Genomic DNA, 15559 nt, shown 5'->3' with positions numbered 1-15559 from the left:
ATTTAAAAAATTGCAGTTGTTAATTTAGTATTATATCAGAGAATAGGGATCGCGTAATTACTGGATATTGTATTATAAAGGTTATACGGTCATCTATCACAGATTATGATTTGCTGCTTAAACCCGGATTGTTCCCAGCCTATCAACCCTGATCATCACAAGTTCTGTCAATCTTGCAGAACCCCATTAATACCATTATTAATCAATCGCTTTCGAGTATTGCGGGTGCTTTCTAATATAGGAGGTTTTGGGAGAACCTATTTAGCGGAAGATAGCCAAAAGTTAAATGAACCGTGTGTAATCAAGCAACTTGCACCTAAACAGTCAGGAACTTACGCTTTAAAAAAAGCCACAGAGTTATTTATTGAAGAAGCTAAACGCTTACAAGATTTAGGAGAACACCCGCAAATACCAACACTGTTTGCTTATTTTGAAGATAATGGTTTTCTCTATTTGGTACAGCAGTTTATTAAAGGGGATAATTTATTAGATGAATTAGCACAAAAGGGTAAATATAACGAAAATCAAATTAGAGAATTATTACTAGATTTATTACCATCTTTAAAGTTTATTCATGAGCGCCAGGTTATTCATCGGGACATTAAACCACAGAATATCATGCGCCGAGCCAGTGATGGTAAATTGGTATTAATTGATTTTGGGGCTTCTAAACAATTAACTACCACAGTTCACACCCAAATAGGAACACAAATTGGTTCTTATGGATATAGTCCACTGGAACAAATACAAGGTGGTGAAGCTTATCCAGCCAGTGATTTATTCGCTTTAGGTGCAACTTGTTTTCATTTATTAACAGGGGTTAATCCTTTTAATTTATGGACAAGAAATGGTTTTAATTGGGTGAATAATTGGCGAGAAAATTTACCTAGTTCTGTTAGTCAGGATTTGGGTAAAGTTTTAGATAAGTTGTTGAAAATTGAGATTCAAGAACGGTATCAATCTGCAGATGAGGTCATCAAAGATTTACAAATTCCTCCTACATTTGTTGTATCTCCAGGGGGAAATAAAAATTCATCTTCGGGAAATTCTAAAACTAGAATAAATGGTAAAATAGATCGTCGCGTTTTTATCTATGGAGCATTATCTTTAGGTGGTGTAACTGTTGCATTTATAGGAAAAAGTTTATTTTCTGGGAAGCAAAATAAAACTTTAATTTCAAATAACCTGAAAACATTCAACTTTGAAGTGGTCAGCACTAACGCAACCGGAAACATGATTAACCGACGGAATGAAAGTGCAAAATATTTCACAGAAGATTTAGGAAATGGTGTAACATTGGAAATGGTGGAAATCCCAGGGGGAACATTTATCATGGGTTCACCGGCAAGTGAAGCAAAACGAGGTTCAAACGAAGGTCCCCAACATCAAGTTACTGTTCCTAGTTTCTTCATGGGCAAATATGAATTGACACAGGCACAATATCAAGCTATCACGGGTAGTAACCCTTCTCGATTCCAAGGCAATAATCGCCCAGTGGAAAGAGTCAGTTGGAATGATGCAGTTACATTCTGTGAAAGGTTAAGTCAAAAAACACAGAAAAACTACAGATTACCCAGTGAAGCTGAATGGGAGTATGCTTGTAGAGCCGGAACTACCACACCGTTTTATTTTGGTGAAAGTATTACCCCAGAATTGGTAAACTATGATGGTAATTACACTTATGGTTCTGCACCAAAAGGACAGAATCGTCAACAAACGACAGATGTAGGTTCTTTTCCCCCTAACGCTTTTGGTTTGTATGATATGCACGGTAATGTAGGAGAGTGGTGTTTCGATGACTATATAGGTAAATATAGTGATGCGCCTACAGATGGTAGTGCATTGACAGGGCGAAGCAGTACAAAGCTGCTGCGCGGTGGTTCGTGGTTCTACAATCCTAGAAATTGCCGTTCTGCTTATCGCAACCCCTACTACCTCGGCTACGACTTCAACGATATTGGTTTTCGGGTTGTATGTAGTGGTGCGGCGAGGACTTAGTAGCCCTTTACACTCTTGCTCTTTTGCTCTTTTCCCTTCTTTGTTTTTTCCCTTTTTCGATCGCATCACAGCGATCAATTTTTTTTCTAAAAGTTAGATTAGGATATATTGTAATATAGTAACAGAGTTTTTCGGTCATGTCAAGTTTTATTTTGTCAGAATCAGGATTTACAGGATTTGAGGATTTTCAGGATGTTGTTGATAAATTTCTGGTTTTCCTTTTTTAAAAGATTGCAGTTGTTAATTTAGTATAACTTAAGTAGTTTAGACTGTTGCAAAGCGATCGCTCAATTTTGTCATTATTGCGTGGTTAATATTCATATATACCATTTTTACCCCTGCTGATATATTTATACAATAATGTATTCATGTATATATAAATAATTCAAAAAACATTTAATTTAAGTTATTGATGTTTTGTAAAACTCATGAGTAATTACTAATAATGACCATTCAAACAATAGATTTTATGGTAAAATGTGAATTGTTGATTGCAATAAAATTTTTATGTCACTTATTAAATTTGTTGATTTATTTGCAGGAATTGGGGCAATAAGATTAGGTTTAGAACAAGCTTGTCAATCTTTAGGATTTAAAAGTGAATGTGTTTTAACATCCGAAATAAAAACTTCAGCAATTCAAGTTTATCAAGAGAATTTTCAACAAGATAAAATATGGGGTGATATTACTACAATTTCAACTCAACAAATACCTGATTTTGATATTTTATTAGCTGGGTTTCCCTGTCAACCTTTTAGTAGTGCAGGAACAAGACAAGGATTTTTAGATACTAGAGGAACGCTGTTTTTTGAAATCGAACGAATTTTAAAAGATAAATCACCGTTTGGTTTTTTATTGGAAAATGTGGAGGGTTTAGTACAACATGATGATGGGAGAACATTAACAACTATTGTTAATAAATTAGAACAATTAGGTTATCAGGTAAAATATGATGTTTTAAATGCTAAAGATTTTGGTGTTCCTCAAGATAGAAAAAGAGTTTATATAGCAGGAACTAAAACAAATGCTATTTCTCTAAATTTCTCTAAAAATGCTAAACCCAGATTATTAGATATTTTAGAAACAGGTTGTCCGACTTTACAAACTAATTTTGCCAAAAAATTATTACAACAATATTCTATTGAAGAACTTTATGGAAAATCAATTAAAGATAAAAGAGGAGGAGAAGATAATATTCATAGCTGGGATTTAGAATTAAAAGGAAATGTGAGTTTAGTACAAAGGGAATTATTGAATTTATTGCTAAAACAAAGAAGAAGAAAAATATGGTCTGCAAAAAAAGGGATTCACTGGATGGATGGAATACCATTAACGGTAGATGAAATTGCTACTTTTTATCCCCATCCTAAATTAGCAGAAATGTTAGATGATTTAGCAAATAAAGGTTACTTAAAATATGAACATCCTAAAGATATTCAGGAAGTAATAAATAAAGATGGTAACAAAGTGAAAAAAAGAGAATATAAATTTGATTTACCCAAAGGATATAATATTGTAGTTGGTAAACTTAGTTTTCCTATCAATAAAGTTCTCGATCCTGATGACATTGCACCCACTTTAGTAGCTACAGATATGCAGAAATTAGCAGTAGTTGATGGGGATGGTTTAAGATGTTTAACAATTAGAGAAGGATTAAGATTGTTTGGTTTTCCTGAAAATTATCACATTAATTTACCTATTAATAAAGCATTTGATTTATTGGGAAATACCGTAGTAGTTCCTATTGTGAGAGAAATTACAGAAAGAATAGTTATACAAAAAATGTTATCAGTTCCTAATCAAGTTTATGTATTAAGTAAATAATACTAATAAGACTTAAAAAATCATAATTCTCCTTGAGTATGATCCCAATAATTAGTTTTCACTCTTTCTAACCAGTTATCGCTATCTTTGCTTGTTATATAATACTGCATAAGAGTATCATATAAAGCTGTAACAAAATTATATCTTGAGGGAAATGGTTTATATTTAGTTTTTTCAGAGTACCACGAAATAGGTCTAATATTATATATGACATTTCTTTTCGCTTGACATCTAACAGGATATCTGTCAGATTTCCCTGTAATTTCCCAAATCTTTTTCAACCACACTTTTTTAACTTTAAATTTGTAATCTTGTATATCATAAGAAAATATTAAATAGTCAGCATCTAATCTATATGCTTGCTTGGTTAGTGAATCACAGTATGCTTCAAAATTTGCTACATCAAAATTAGCTGAAGAATAAAAAGACTTAATTTCTAATAAACCAGTAATATTTGAATTTTCATCAACCAAAAAATCAGGGAACTCTTGAGTATTTTGTTTCGTCCTGAAATTAATATTTTTTTGTCTCATCCATTCAGCAAACCATTCTTGAAATAAATCTCCAACAGCACTTTTTTCATTGATTTTCACAGATATGTTCAGAAAATCAAACAGAATTTCTCCTTCTTGTTTTGTAATTTCATCCTTAATTAATAAATTGTAAATTTGAGTAGCGATAGGATGATGTTGAATCATAAGTGTTTTTTTGATCCTGTTTATGGATATTTAGTTTAATGATAACAGACTTTTTAGGGTGATGTAAAGGTTTATTTTGTCAGAATCAGGATATCCAGGATTTGAGGATTTTCAGGATGTTGTTGATAAATTTCTGGTTTTCCTTTGCGTCTTTGCGTCTACCCTGCGGGATCTCTAAGAGAGATTGCGCGAAACTGAATATTAAATGTTCTCAGAATCTGACAATTTTTAAACTTCTCCTGCTGTAATTAGAGCATAATTATATATTTTAGGACTGATCCTTGTACCTTTTATTATTAAATCATCCAAAATATTTTTGACACTATCAATTAATCCTTGTTCTTTGGCTAAAATAATTACTCCAACTAAACCAACAATTGGTAAACCTCTACCAATAGCAACTTTTCTACCAGCTTTTTCATCAATTAAAAGTTGATCAGCTTTTAATTCTTCTGCCAAAATAATCGCAGCACATTCTCCTAAATCTAAATCTGTTTCTAATTGCAAATTTTTAATTAATTCGTGATTATTTATAGAACGAACTTCCAGCCATGATACTAATTTTACAGCTAAAACAGCAGGATGATTTCCTGTGGTTAATTCTTCATAGACTTGTTGAGGAATTATCACTCTGCCAAAAACAGCCTGAAGTAAATCTAATTTACCAATTTTAGCAAGTTCACTTAATGGGGTTGTATCAGAAACAATAATCATAAATTATTTGCTTTTAACCCCATTCTCGCTTGATTGATTTCTGACTGAAATTCCTCTAAACTCATACTATCGTCAAAAAGAGATATATCATATTTAGACATTAACTCAATCATATCTAATCGAGAAATTCCTAATAATTGACTAGCTTTACCACTACTAATTTCTCCGTGTTTTAGTAGTGTCATTACATAAGCTTCTTTAGCTTTATTTTCTGCTTCTTTTCTGATAGTGTCTGTGACGCTATGGATGGGAATGGTAAACTCTACTTTAGTCATACAATCACATTTGTTTATTTTGATGATGCTTATATTATAAACCCACAGAGGTAGTTAAGTAGGTGGACGTGAAATAACCAAAATGTGTAACGATATGTAAATTTACCTCAATGCGTTATTGTAGTTGAGTTTTAGCCATTTCACAAAACGAAATATATTTTGATTTTCCTCCGCCCACCTACTTATATCTTCCAAATATTGGATTTTACCACGGAGGGAACTAAATAATTCTGCTGTTGAACTTTTTACAACAATATTTTCTGGTGAAAAAAAAGTGATTCTGACAATTTAATTTTATAATCTCATGAGTTTTGACAACGTTTGTAAACTACTAGCAGAAAAATATCCCTTTGATTTTGCTAAATGGTTACTTCCCCAAGCACCAAAAACCATCAAAGTCTTAAAAACCGAATTGAGTATAGAACCAATTCGCGCTGATTTTGTCACCTTCTTACAAACAGAAAATCGGATTTTACTGAATTTCAAACCAACCCACAATCTAAACCTCCAATTCCTTTTAGAGAGTTAGATTATTCAGTGAGATTAATCCGTACATATCAAGTTCCTGTTACTCAAGTCGTGATTTTCTTACAAGAAACAACAGACGAAATCGCTTTTACCGAAGCATACATCAATGAAACCACACATCACCGTTATCGTGTCATCAGAATGTGGGAACAAGATTCAGCTTTATTTCTCGATAATCTGCCATTATTACCATTAGCACCATTAACCCGGACAAATTCACCTCAAGGTTTATTATCCCAGATTGCCAATAATGTTGCTAAAATTGCAGATAGGGAGACTAAACAGGATATTGCAGCTTACACAGAGATTTTAGCAGGTTTGCGATTTGAGAAAGACTTTATTCGTCAATTGTTAAGTGAGGATATTATGCAAGAGTCAGTCATTTATCAGGATATTTTGCAGAAAGGAGAACAGAAAGGAGAACAGAAAGGAGAACAAAAAGAAGCAGTTAAATTTTGTCTACGTTTACTTAATCAAAGATTTGGGGAAATTGATTCTTTAATAGTTGAAAGAGTCAAAGGTTTACCTGTAGAACAGTTAGAAAATTTAGGTGCTGCGTTGTTTAATATTTCTGAAGTTGCTGATTTGGTAACTTGGTTAAATCAACAAGATCATCAGAACGAATAGTGGTGTTGGGTTTTGCAACCCAACCTACTTGATAATTATAGATTTTCGGTTTGCACTGCGTGAATAAAACTTCCTCCACAATATTTTGAGTAAATGATCACTAAACATCAAGAAAAATATCAACATCAATCTGAGCCTGTTTTAAAATACTCCTTAGTGTTCCTTCCTTAATTTCTCCATGATGCGGAATGGTTGTTTTTTGATTTGTTGCTGCATTAAACCAAATTTCATGATCTCCTTTAGCTGCAAGGTAAAACTCAAATCCTAGCTTTCCTAACTTTCTAGTCACTTCTCGATAGGAAAAACCCGCTAATCTCCCCATTACACTTCCATAATTAACGGATATTCAAATTGAGAAGGTAAATCTTGTAAATGAAAATTATGATTTTTTTCTTTCTCCAATTCCAATAATACCTTAGCTACATCTTCAGCAATTTCTATGGCTTCTTGTACTGTTTTACCTTCTGCCAATAAACCTTGTAAATCATCACTTGTAGCTACAAAATATTCTTGTTCATCTTCAATAAATTTTTCAATTTTGAGTCGAATTAGCATTTGCATTTAGTTAACCTTGATAGTGAGTACAGGAATAAATGGTACTGCTTATATTATATTATATTATATTATATTTCTCTGTGTTCTCTGTGCCTGGAGTGGTTTATTTAATTATATTTTATACAAAACACAAAGGCGGGCAAGACTTGTACTGAGCTTGTCGAAGTATGCCCGCACCACAAGATTGAGAATGTTAAAAGCGGTATTTTTTAACCTACATTAGCAACATAAGGACTGGTTAATTTATCCAATTGCTGAAGTAGCAGACTGAGGAATAAACCCACATCTGTTACTACCCCTACAGACTCTATTGAACCACGATCGCTCAATTTCGTCACTACGGCCGGGTTAATATCCACACAAACCATCTTCACACCTGCGGGTGTCATATTTCCTACCCCGATGGAATGTAACATGGAAGATAGCATCAAAATCATATCTGCACCTTGGATAATTTGCGAATATTCCTGTTGTGCTAATATCAAGTTCATTTGGGTATCGGGTAAAGGTCCATCATCACGAATTGAACCAGCGAGGGAGAAGGGAATATTATTTTTCACACATTCATACATCACCCCACTGCTAATTGCTCCTGCTTCTACAGCTTTAGAAATACTACCAAACCTGCGGACGGTATTAATTACCTTGAGATGATGTCTATGTCCACCGCGTACCGCTACACCGCGCTTCATATCCACACCCAGGGAAGTACCCAAGATATTTTGTTCCATATCATGAACAGCGATCGCATTTCCGCCCAAAAGACCTTGAACGTAACCTTCTCTAATCAGTCGTGACAGATGTTCACCACCACCAGTGTGAATGACAACAGGTCCAGCAGTGACAACTACCTTACCACCACTATCCTTAATTTTACGTAATTCCCAAGCCACTTGTTCCACAACTAATTCTACTCGTCTTTCGCTGGAAACACCGGAGGACATGAAGCTAAATTCTTGGGCGTTGCGTTGTTCTCGTGATTCGGCTTTACGGATAGTGCGGATACCCAAGACATCAACTACTACCTGTTCACCAATTTCTAAATCCCGCAATAGTTTACATTTTGCTACTATACCATTACTAGTTTGAGAAATAGCGATCGCTCCATCCATGCGTTGATTTTCCACTTTCAGCCATTGTCCATTTACCCGAACTTCAGTAGGATAAATCGTGCTGACATAGAAATCATCAGGGGCTACACCCGCTTGTAAAACTGGTTCTAATTTAGAATCTCGTTCATCTTGGGGTAAATCAACTGCGCCCAAATCAATCAATTGAGATATAATCTCTTCCATGACATCATGGGATGGTGCAGATACCCTGACCTCAGCAGCGGAAGTGCTTTGACGTTGTTCTCCCAAGTTGAATTTCAGAACTTGGAAACTTCCCCCCATTTCCACAATTAGATCTAAAGCGCGGTTAATTAACCCTGCATCTAGTAAATGCCCTTCCATGCGAACCACACGACTTTCTACAGATACATTAGCGTGTAGTTCTTCTCTCACAGGTTCTGTAACCCGCAAGGTCAAGCATTTAGCAGCACCACCAGCTTTGAGAAATTCCGTCAAAGGAGTTTCAATAACTTGAAAACCAACCTCTGCTAACCGTGATTTTAAACCATCACTGGCCTTGTTCATAATCACGATACTATCAACATTCACCGCATTACAAGCAAAGTTAACAGCATCAGCTTCCATAATAGCGATGCGCTTTTCTGGTGCGACGCGCATTTCAATAACGCGGTTAGAATAGGAATCAAAAGCACCGGGATAATACAGCAAATAACCATTTGCTAAAGGACAAAAACAGGTATCAAGGTGGTAAAAACGCTCATCCATTAAGCGCAGAGAAATCACCTCAATATCCAACCATTTAGCCAGGAAGGGGTGAGAATCCAATTCTGACCGAAAACCATATCCAGCCCATAACCAACGCCCTTCCCGGTCTAAAAGCGCGTCTCCAGCGCCTTCAAAGGGGAGGTCTTTGGGTAGAGTGTAAACATTAAAACCATTTTCTGCAAACCACTGTTGAAAATACGGTTCTTCTCCCTGACGTTCCTTATGTAAAAAGCGGCTGAGAACAACATTTTCACCCAGAACCAAACCCGCATTGGCACTGAATACCATATCAGGCCAGCCTTTTTCGGGAGCGACCAAATCAACAATGGCATGATCTTTAATGACATTGTATAATTTATTCCATTGTTCTACAGCGCGATCGCGTGAAGACTTATGAATATTACCTTCCATCCAAGGATTAATCACATAATCCACATCATAATGGTCGGGAGCGCACATCAAAAAACGAATTTGGGAAACCATAAAAATTTTACGAACTTCTAAAATGCTACTAATGTCTTCTGGATACAGAGTTTTGGTGTTACAAGTCTGTCAAATCTGCTACTTAATCGCTACCTTGTGTTCTTGGTAGGCTTTACAAGGATATCGTTATTATTCTATAACTGCTAGGGACAATATGAGAAAATAAAGTAAAAATGTCTTATTGGGGATGTTATAGTGTGGCTAATAACCCTTTAGGGAAAAGCATATTGAAGTTAGAGATAAAATGAAATAGCATATTCTTGTATACTTTACTAGTAAACAGCATCCTTAATAGGATTTTCTATATTGGAATATAGGCGAAAAATGAAAATCAAATTCTCAAATTTAGGTTCTATTGAAGAAACAGAGTTAGACTTGCGTCCTCTGACAGTAATTATTGGACCAAATAACTCAGGTAAAACTTATATTGCTTATTCTACCTATGGTTTGTGGCAACGTACTGGTAGAACCGTATATCCCCAATATGTATTTAATAATTTAAAACTTAATCAGCAAGGAGAAGGTATTTGGTCATTGACAATAGATAATGATCTACTTGATTTATTTATAAAAGATGCGGAAGAAACAGCAAAAAATTTTCAAGGAAGTGCTTTAGAATCATTTTTTCAAGATTCAAGTCGTAAACTTTTTGCAAGAACATCATTTGCAATGATGATTGAAAGACAAGAAGTAGAAACTGCGATCAATCAATTAATTCAGCGAGGTGCTATCCCTTTGACAGATGAAACTTCCTTGAGAATTACAAGAGAAGATAATGTTTTGTTTTTTAAAATGGAAATAGAAAATGAGGAAATAAATAAAAGTATAACGTTAAAATTTAGAGAGATGCTAAACCACTTTAGCGATCATCCTGATTTAGTATTTATATTGAGTGTTAAGCAAGTGCTTTTTTCTAATGTTTTTCCTTTTCCTGCTGAAAGAAATGCGTTTATAAATATATATAAAATACTTGAGACGAAAAGATATCGAATACTGAAACAAAAAGAAAGAGAGTTATGGCTTGCAACTAATCAAGAAGGTTTTGACTTAATTAAACAGTCAAAAGATATTCGTTATCCACAACCTGTAGAAGATTTTTTAGATTTTTTATCTGATATAAACCTTGAAGATGAAGAAGAAATAGATAAAATATATTCAACAAGTAGTAAAAATGAATTTCAGAAGTTAGCAGATGTAATTGAAAACCAACTACAAAATAAAAACCAAACCATCTTAAAGTCTACTCCACTAGGTGGAAAAGAAATAAAAGTTTTAGTTAAGACGGACTTAGAAATTGATCTATATAATGCTTCTTCTTCCATTAAACAACTTGCACCATTGCTTTTATATTTAAGATTTCGTGCAAGTAAAGGTGATTTTCTGGTAATAGATGAACCAGAGATGAACTTACACCCAGAATCACAAGCCAAGCTGCTGGAATCATTATCTATCCTTGTTAATCTTGGTGTGAGAATTTTACTCACAACTCATAGTCCTTATGTTATGGCACATTTGAATAATTTAGTTAATGGTAATCATGAAAATCCTGAAATATTAAAACGTCAATCTTCATCTTTATATCTTCAAGATGAAAGAGCATTTTTACCTATAGATAAAGTTAGCGCGTATGAAATGAAAGATAATAAATTAGTTTCATTAAATGATCCAGATTATGGCATTAGATGGGATACTTTAAGTGATGTTGCTGTAGATATTCAACAAAAGTTTTTTGAAATTTATCAAGCAGGACAAGAAAAAGCAGATGAAACAGAAGAATAATTCTAATCTTCAGGATAAAAAAGATAAACTTGACTGGCAAAATTTTAACTTTTTAGAAAATCTGCTAGTGTTCTGTACAGTACCAGGAAGAATTGTTCCTAAAGAAAGTGGAGTACATTTTAGAATAACGTTAGATTCTCAAAATAAATCTCTATGTATTTTATTTGAAATAGATAGAAGAAATGATCCTCTAATCAAAAATCAAGCATTAAAGCGTCCAGATTATATGTCTCTTTATATTGATTCTAATTCTTGTATTTGTACTATTATTGAAATGAAAGGAAAGAATCACAACTCCTTAGAAAATGGAATTGAACAAATTTTACAATTGAAAGAAATTTTACAAAATGAAATATCTGATCATTTACCAACTAAATTCAAAATTAAATGTCAAGGAATTTTATTAACTCCCTACAATTCACAAATTCCATTTAAAAAAATAGCGGAGTTAGCTGCAAATGGTTTTATTATTTTACCTATTCAATATGATCATAAAGCTGAATTATATCCTTATGTTTCCAAGCTAAATAAGATAACAGATAAATATAATCATCAAGAAATTACTGAATCAATGGCTTTATTGATTGAAGAGATTTTAACAAAAAAAGCATTACCAAAACGTATAGAAGATGACTATTATTCCAGAAATTTTGTAATTAAGAGGGATAGAAAAGGGATTTATATTAATTATTTATTACCAGATGAAACAGATTATATAACTTTATTATCGAATACGAAATTTACCGAAGTTAATATAGAAGAAAATGAATATCAGCAAAAGATCAAAGATGAATTAGAATTACTTAATCTGATAAATAGATTAGCAATAAAGTTTTCAAATAGGCAAATATTAGAGTCTAATAACTAACTTATCTATTAGACAATCAAATAAGTAATGGTGGGTTACGCAGTGGCTAACCCACCCTACAATAGAAAGAATATTTGCTGTTATGAAAACTTACTTGTTAGGTTGAGGAGTCATCCGCAAATAAGGTTTAATTTCTTGATAGCCTTTGGGAAACTTTTCCTTGAGGACTTCAGGATCTTTCAAAGATGGTACAATCACTACATCTTCACCATCTTTCCAGTCTGCGGGGGTAGCAACACTGTAATTATCAGTTAATTGCAAAGAATCAATGACGCGCAAAATTTCATCAAAATTGCGTCCCGTGCTGGGAGGATAAGTAAAAGAAAGACGGAGTTTTTTATTGTTATCAATCACAAACACAGAACGGACTGTAACAGTAGCCGCTGCGTTAGGGTGAATCATATCATAAAGTTCGGAAACTTTACGATCTGGGTCTGCCAAAATTGGGTAATTCAGGGTGGTGCTTTGGGTTTCTTCAATATCTCCCACCCAACCCTTGTGAGATTCTACATCATCGACGCTCAACGCGATCGCTTTCACGTTGCGTTTGTCAAATTCTGGTTTGAGTTTCGCAACAGTTCCTAGTTCGGTGGTGCAAACTGGTGTAAAATCAGCAGGATGAGAAAATAGCACTACCCAACTATCACCAGCCCACGCGTAAAAGTCAATTTCCCCATGGGTAGAGGCTTGAGTAAAGTTAGGTACTGTATCACCAAGACGAAGAGTCATAGAAGATTCCCTGTGTTCTCAAAAGATATCTAAATTATACCGTGACAGTATAGCACAAAAGACCGATTATCCTATCGGTATGTCGTGGTTTGTAACAAAATTTTAAGTTTGTTGTTTCTGAACTTTTAAGCCAGGTGTTGTTGGACTTGGGAAACTAATTCATTTGTCCAATGGTTAACAAGTTCAGCATTAGCGGCTTCTACCATGACTCTAATTACCGGTTCGGTCCCAGAGGCACGGACGAGGACTCTACCATTATCACCCATGGCGGCTTCGGCTTTTGCGATCGCTTGTTGTACGGGTTGACAATTTTCCCATCCTAGTCGCCGTTCACGATCTAATACTCGCACATTTCGTAATATTTGGGGATAGGTTTGGAAACTTTGATCTACCATTTCTGCTAAGGACTTATTCGCTTCTTTCACCACTGCTGCAATATGTAGCGCTGTTAATAAGCCATCTCCAGTCATAGCATAATGACTACAAACAATGTGACCTGATTGTTCTCCTCCTAACATTCCTCCAGTTTTCCGCATTTCCGCTTGAACGTATTGATCACCTACTGCGGTGCGAATTAATTTACCCCCTATCTGTTGCCAAGCTCTTTCAAAGCCCAAATTGGCCATGACCGTGGAAATTATCAGGTTATCTGGTAGTTGTTGCTTTTGTTGTAAATGACGACCCCAAAGGTAAAGAATATAATCACCATTCACTGATCTGCCCGTATTATCCACAGCGAGAACCCGATCTGCATCGCCGTCAAAAGCAAAGCCTAAATCCGCTTGATGGGCTTTAACAGCGGCTTGGAGAATATCTAGGTGAGTAGAACCACAATTAACATTAATGCGATCGCCATTTGCTTCATTATGTAAACAAATTACCTCCGCACCCATTTCCGTAAATACCGCTGGTGCTAAACCTACCGCCGCCCCCCAAGCTAAATCTAAAACAATCTTCATCCCTTGCAGATTCGGTCCCGACTGTAAAGGTGCTTGTATAGCTTGACTATAATCCTTGATTAACTCCGCACGGTAATAATGTCTACCGCAATTATTTATACTAAAATCCAGGGATAATTTACCACGTAATCCCGCCTCAATTTCCATTTGTACGGCTTGGGGTAACTTACCACCATCTGCATTAAATATTTTAATTCCATTGTCTTCTGGTGGATTGTGGCTGGCGGAAATCATGATTCCACCAATGGCGTTAGTGGTGCTGGCCAGATAGGCTACACAAGGGGTAGGACATAATCCCAAATACCACACTTCTAACCCTGCTGCGGTTAAGCCAGCACTCAAGGCCATGGCTAACATATCACTAGAGTTACGGGAATCTTGTCCCAGAATAATCGGTCCTGGATAGGTAGCATGACTACTTAAAACCATACCTGCCCAAAAACCCACTTGTAAGGCTAAGGGCGCGTTTAGCAGTTCTCCCACCTGACCACGAATACCGTCTGTACCGAATAAAGCATTAGCTGGTAACGGTATGGAATTTAACATCCAACTATTTTCTACCTTTGTCACCAATTCGGAAATACAGCCTTGAGTCTGAACCATTGATGAAACCATAAGTTTAAGAACCCCAGATAATTACACAGGAGAATAGCATTTTTTTTGATCATTCTCGACCCTGGTGAAACAAGATGTTGTTTCCTTGCTTAATGATTTTTAATATAAATTCTCATCAAATAGTTCTAATCTAACCTTTTAATGGGATTTTTTGACCCTTATGTTCAGAAAACTCCAGAAGTTAATTTTTTTACAGTTGAGAATTTTAATATGAGCAGCAATTTAGCAAGCAAATTACGTGTAGGGACAAAGAAAGCACATACAATGGCAGAAAATGTGGGTTTTGTCAAGTGTTTTTTGAAAGGAGTTGTGGAAAAAAACTCCTACCGCAAGTTGGTTGCTAACTTTTACTTTATTTACTCAGCCATGGAAGAGGAGATGGAAAAACACAAACATCACCCGGTGTTGAGTAAAATTTACTTTCCCCAACTTAACCGCAAGCAGACCCTAGAACAGGATTTAACTTACTACTATGGCAAACTTTGGCGGGAACAAATTAAATTGTCCCCTGCGGGTGCGGCCTATGTCAACCGTATTCGGGAAATTTCTGCTACCGAACCAGAATTATTAATTGCTCATTCCTATACCCGTTATCTAGGTGATTTATCGGGGGGACAAATTCTCAAAGGTATTGCTCAAACTGCGATGAAATTGGGTGAAGGGGAAGGGACAGCCTTTTATGAATTTGCAGATATTAGCGACGAGAAAGCATTTAAAGCGGAATATCGGCAAAATTTGGATGCTATGCCCATTGATGATACCACAGGCGATCGCATTGTAGAAGAAGCAAATGCCGCCTTTGGTGTGAACATGAAGATGTTCCAAGAATTGGAAGGTAATTTAATTAAATCCATTGGGATCATGGTTTACAACACCTTAACCCGAAAACGGACAAAAGGTAGCACTGAATTGGTAACTGCTGAGTAATGAGTTAAGAAATATTAACTTTTCTCAACTCATCTCAACTCATCTCAACTTAAAATAACTGGGGGTAATTTCCCTGTGATTGTTTTTATGTGCATGAAAGCAACCAGAGGGAGATTACCCCAATTTAGAATCATCAAATTCG

13 protein-coding genes and 1 pseudogene are annotated in these 15559 nt (G+C 35.2%); 6 read left to right on the top strand and 8 right to left on the bottom strand.

Translation table 11 applies throughout. From position 1 onward, the window contains the following. The first annotated feature begins 105 nt into the window (after positions 1–105). Positions 106–1998 carry a bifunctional serine/threonine-protein kinase/formylglycine-generating enzyme family protein gene (locus H6F39_RS01815; RefSeq protein ID WP_190396100.1) on the top strand — a complete coding sequence of 631 codons (1893 nt, stop codon included), beginning with the start codon at positions 106–108 and terminating at the stop codon, positions 1996–1998. Positions 1999–2505: 507 nt separating this feature from the next. Further along, entirely contained in the window at positions 2506–3822 is a 1317-nt protein-coding gene (gene dcm / locus H6F39_RS01810) for a DNA (cytosine-5-)-methyltransferase (protein WP_190396099.1), read from the top strand. 20 nt (positions 3823–3842) lie between these two features. On the opposite strand, the gene H6F39_RS01805 is transcribed toward dcm, so the two are convergent. The 3 genes from H6F39_RS01805 to H6F39_RS01795 form a co-directional block, all read right to left on the bottom strand. Continuing rightward, positions 3843–4520, bottom strand: a complete 678-nt coding sequence (locus H6F39_RS01805) for an NgoBV family restriction endonuclease (RefSeq protein ID WP_168359794.1) — start codon at positions 4518–4520, stop codon at positions 3843–3845. 228 nt (positions 4521–4748) lie between these two features. Further along, positions 4749–5234, bottom strand: coding sequence for a DUF3368 domain-containing protein (locus H6F39_RS01800; protein WP_190371142.1), 486 nt, complete (start codon positions 5232–5234; stop codon positions 4749–4751). Beyond that, a complete protein-coding gene (locus tag H6F39_RS01795) occupies positions 5231–5509 on the bottom strand; it encodes a UPF0175 family protein (protein ID WP_137906698.1) in 279 nt (92 codons plus the stop codon). The genes H6F39_RS01800 and H6F39_RS01795 overlap by 4 nt, the downstream gene beginning before the upstream one ends. 304 nt (positions 5510–5813) lie before the next feature. Here H6F39_RS01795 and H6F39_RS01790 point away from each other — a divergent pair. Then, positions 5814–6664: pseudogene (locus H6F39_RS01790) on the top strand (Rpn family recombination-promoting nuclease/putative transposase). 100 nt (positions 6665–6764) lie between these two features. Here H6F39_RS01790 and H6F39_RS01785 read toward each other — a convergent pair. From H6F39_RS01785 to H6F39_RS01775, 3 genes are all read right to left on the bottom strand, one after another. Continuing rightward, the gene (locus H6F39_RS01785) at positions 6765–6986 is read right to left on the bottom strand and encodes a type II toxin-antitoxin system HicA family toxin (RefSeq protein WP_190396098.1); all 222 of its coding nucleotides are present in this window, start codon (positions 6984–6986) and stop codon (positions 6765–6767) included. Beyond that, positions 6986–7219: a type II toxin-antitoxin system HicB family antitoxin gene (locus tag H6F39_RS01780; RefSeq protein WP_242028592.1), complete on the bottom strand. Its 234-nt coding sequence runs from the start codon at positions 7217–7219 to the stop codon at positions 6986–6988. Before H6F39_RS01780 ends, H6F39_RS01785 begins: the two co-directional genes overlap by 1 nt. 209 nt (positions 7220–7428) lie before the next feature. Next, on the bottom strand, positions 7429–9540 hold the full coding sequence (locus H6F39_RS01775) for a TIGR00300 family protein (RefSeq protein WP_190396097.1): 2112 nt from the start codon (positions 9538–9540) through the stop codon (positions 7429–7431). Between the two features lie 324 nt (positions 9541–9864). Here H6F39_RS01775 and H6F39_RS01770 point away from each other — a divergent pair, with 324 nt between their 5' ends. Beyond that, positions 9865–11319, top strand: a complete 1455-nt coding sequence (locus H6F39_RS01770; protein ID WP_190396096.1) for an AAA family ATPase — start codon at positions 9865–9867, stop codon at positions 11317–11319. Continuing rightward, positions 11303–12187 (top strand): hypothetical protein, encoded by an 885-nt coding sequence (locus H6F39_RS01765; protein ID WP_190396095.1) that lies wholly within the window; start codon positions 11303–11305, stop codon positions 12185–12187. Before H6F39_RS01770 ends, H6F39_RS01765 begins: the two co-directional genes overlap by 17 nt. 90 nt (positions 12188–12277) lie before the next feature. On the opposite strand, the gene H6F39_RS01760 is transcribed toward H6F39_RS01765, so the two are convergent. Together H6F39_RS01760 and glmM are read right to left on the bottom strand one after the other, a co-directional pair. Next, positions 12278–12916, bottom strand: a complete 639-nt coding sequence (locus tag H6F39_RS01760) for a peroxiredoxin (protein WP_028084927.1) — start codon at positions 12914–12916, stop codon at positions 12278–12280. A gap of 125 nt (positions 12917–13041) precedes the next feature. Next, entirely contained in the window at positions 13042–14490 is a 1449-nt protein-coding gene (gene glmM, locus H6F39_RS01755) for a phosphoglucosamine mutase (protein WP_190371148.1), read from the bottom strand. Positions 14491–14700: 210 nt separating this feature from the next. On the opposite strand from glmM, the gene H6F39_RS01750 reads away from it, so the two are divergent. Beyond that, the gene (locus H6F39_RS01750) at positions 14701–15417 is read left to right on the top strand and encodes a heme oxygenase (biliverdin-producing) (RefSeq protein WP_190396094.1); all 717 of its coding nucleotides are present in this window, start codon (positions 14701–14703) and stop codon (positions 15415–15417) included. Positions 15418–15559 lie beyond the last annotated feature (142 nt).

It is taken from the genome of Dolichospermum sp. FACHB-1250, from assembly GCF_014696335.1.
Taxonomy (GTDB): domain Bacteria; phylum Cyanobacteriota; class Cyanobacteriia; order Cyanobacteriales; family Nostocaceae; genus Dolichospermum; species Dolichospermum planctonicum.
Note: the sequence above shows the minus strand (reverse complement) of the source record. Positions and strands in the feature narration are given on the sequence as shown.

Excerpts from the sequence above, each read along its gene's own strand:
- H6F39_RS01815 (WP_190396100.1), top strand. The coding sequence starts at position 106 with ATGATTTGCTGCTTAAACCCGGATTGTTCCCAGCCTATCAACCCTGAT.
- dcm (WP_190396099.1), top strand. The coding sequence starts at position 2,506 with ATGTCACTTATTAAATTTGTTGATTTATTTGCAGGAATTGGGGCAATA.
- H6F39_RS01805 (WP_168359794.1), bottom strand. The coding sequence starts at position 4,520 with ATGATTCAACATCATCCTATCGCTACTCAAATTTACAATTTATTAATT.
- H6F39_RS01800 (WP_190371142.1), bottom strand. The coding sequence starts at position 5,234 with ATGATTATTGTTTCTGATACAACCCCATTAAGTGAACTTGCTAAAATT.
- H6F39_RS01795 (WP_137906698.1), bottom strand. The coding sequence starts at position 5,509 with ATGACTAAAGTAGAGTTTACCATTCCCATCCATAGCGTCACAGACACT.
- H6F39_RS01785 (WP_190396098.1), bottom strand. The coding sequence starts at position 6,986 with ATGGGGAGATTAGCGGGTTTTTCCTATCGAGAAGTGACTAGAAAGTTA.
- H6F39_RS01780 (WP_242028592.1), bottom strand. The coding sequence starts at position 7,219 with ATGCTAATTCGACTCAAAATTGAAAAATTTATTGAAGATGAACAAGAA.
- H6F39_RS01775 (WP_190396097.1), bottom strand. The coding sequence starts at position 9,540 with ATGGTTTCCCAAATTCGTTTTTTGATGTGCGCTCCCGACCATTATGAT.
- H6F39_RS01770 (WP_190396096.1), top strand. The coding sequence starts at position 9,865 with ATGAAAATCAAATTCTCAAATTTAGGTTCTATTGAAGAAACAGAGTTA.
- H6F39_RS01765 (WP_190396095.1), top strand. The coding sequence starts at position 11,303 with ATGAAACAGAAGAATAATTCTAATCTTCAGGATAAAAAAGATAAACTT.
- H6F39_RS01760 (WP_028084927.1), bottom strand. The coding sequence starts at position 12,916 with ATGACTCTTCGTCTTGGTGATACAGTACCTAACTTTACTCAAGCCTCT.
- glmM (WP_190371148.1), bottom strand. The coding sequence starts at position 14,490 with ATGGTTTCATCAATGGTTCAGACTCAAGGCTGTATTTCCGAATTGGTG.
- H6F39_RS01750 (WP_190396094.1), top strand. The coding sequence starts at position 14,701 with ATGAGCAGCAATTTAGCAAGCAAATTACGTGTAGGGACAAAGAAAGCA.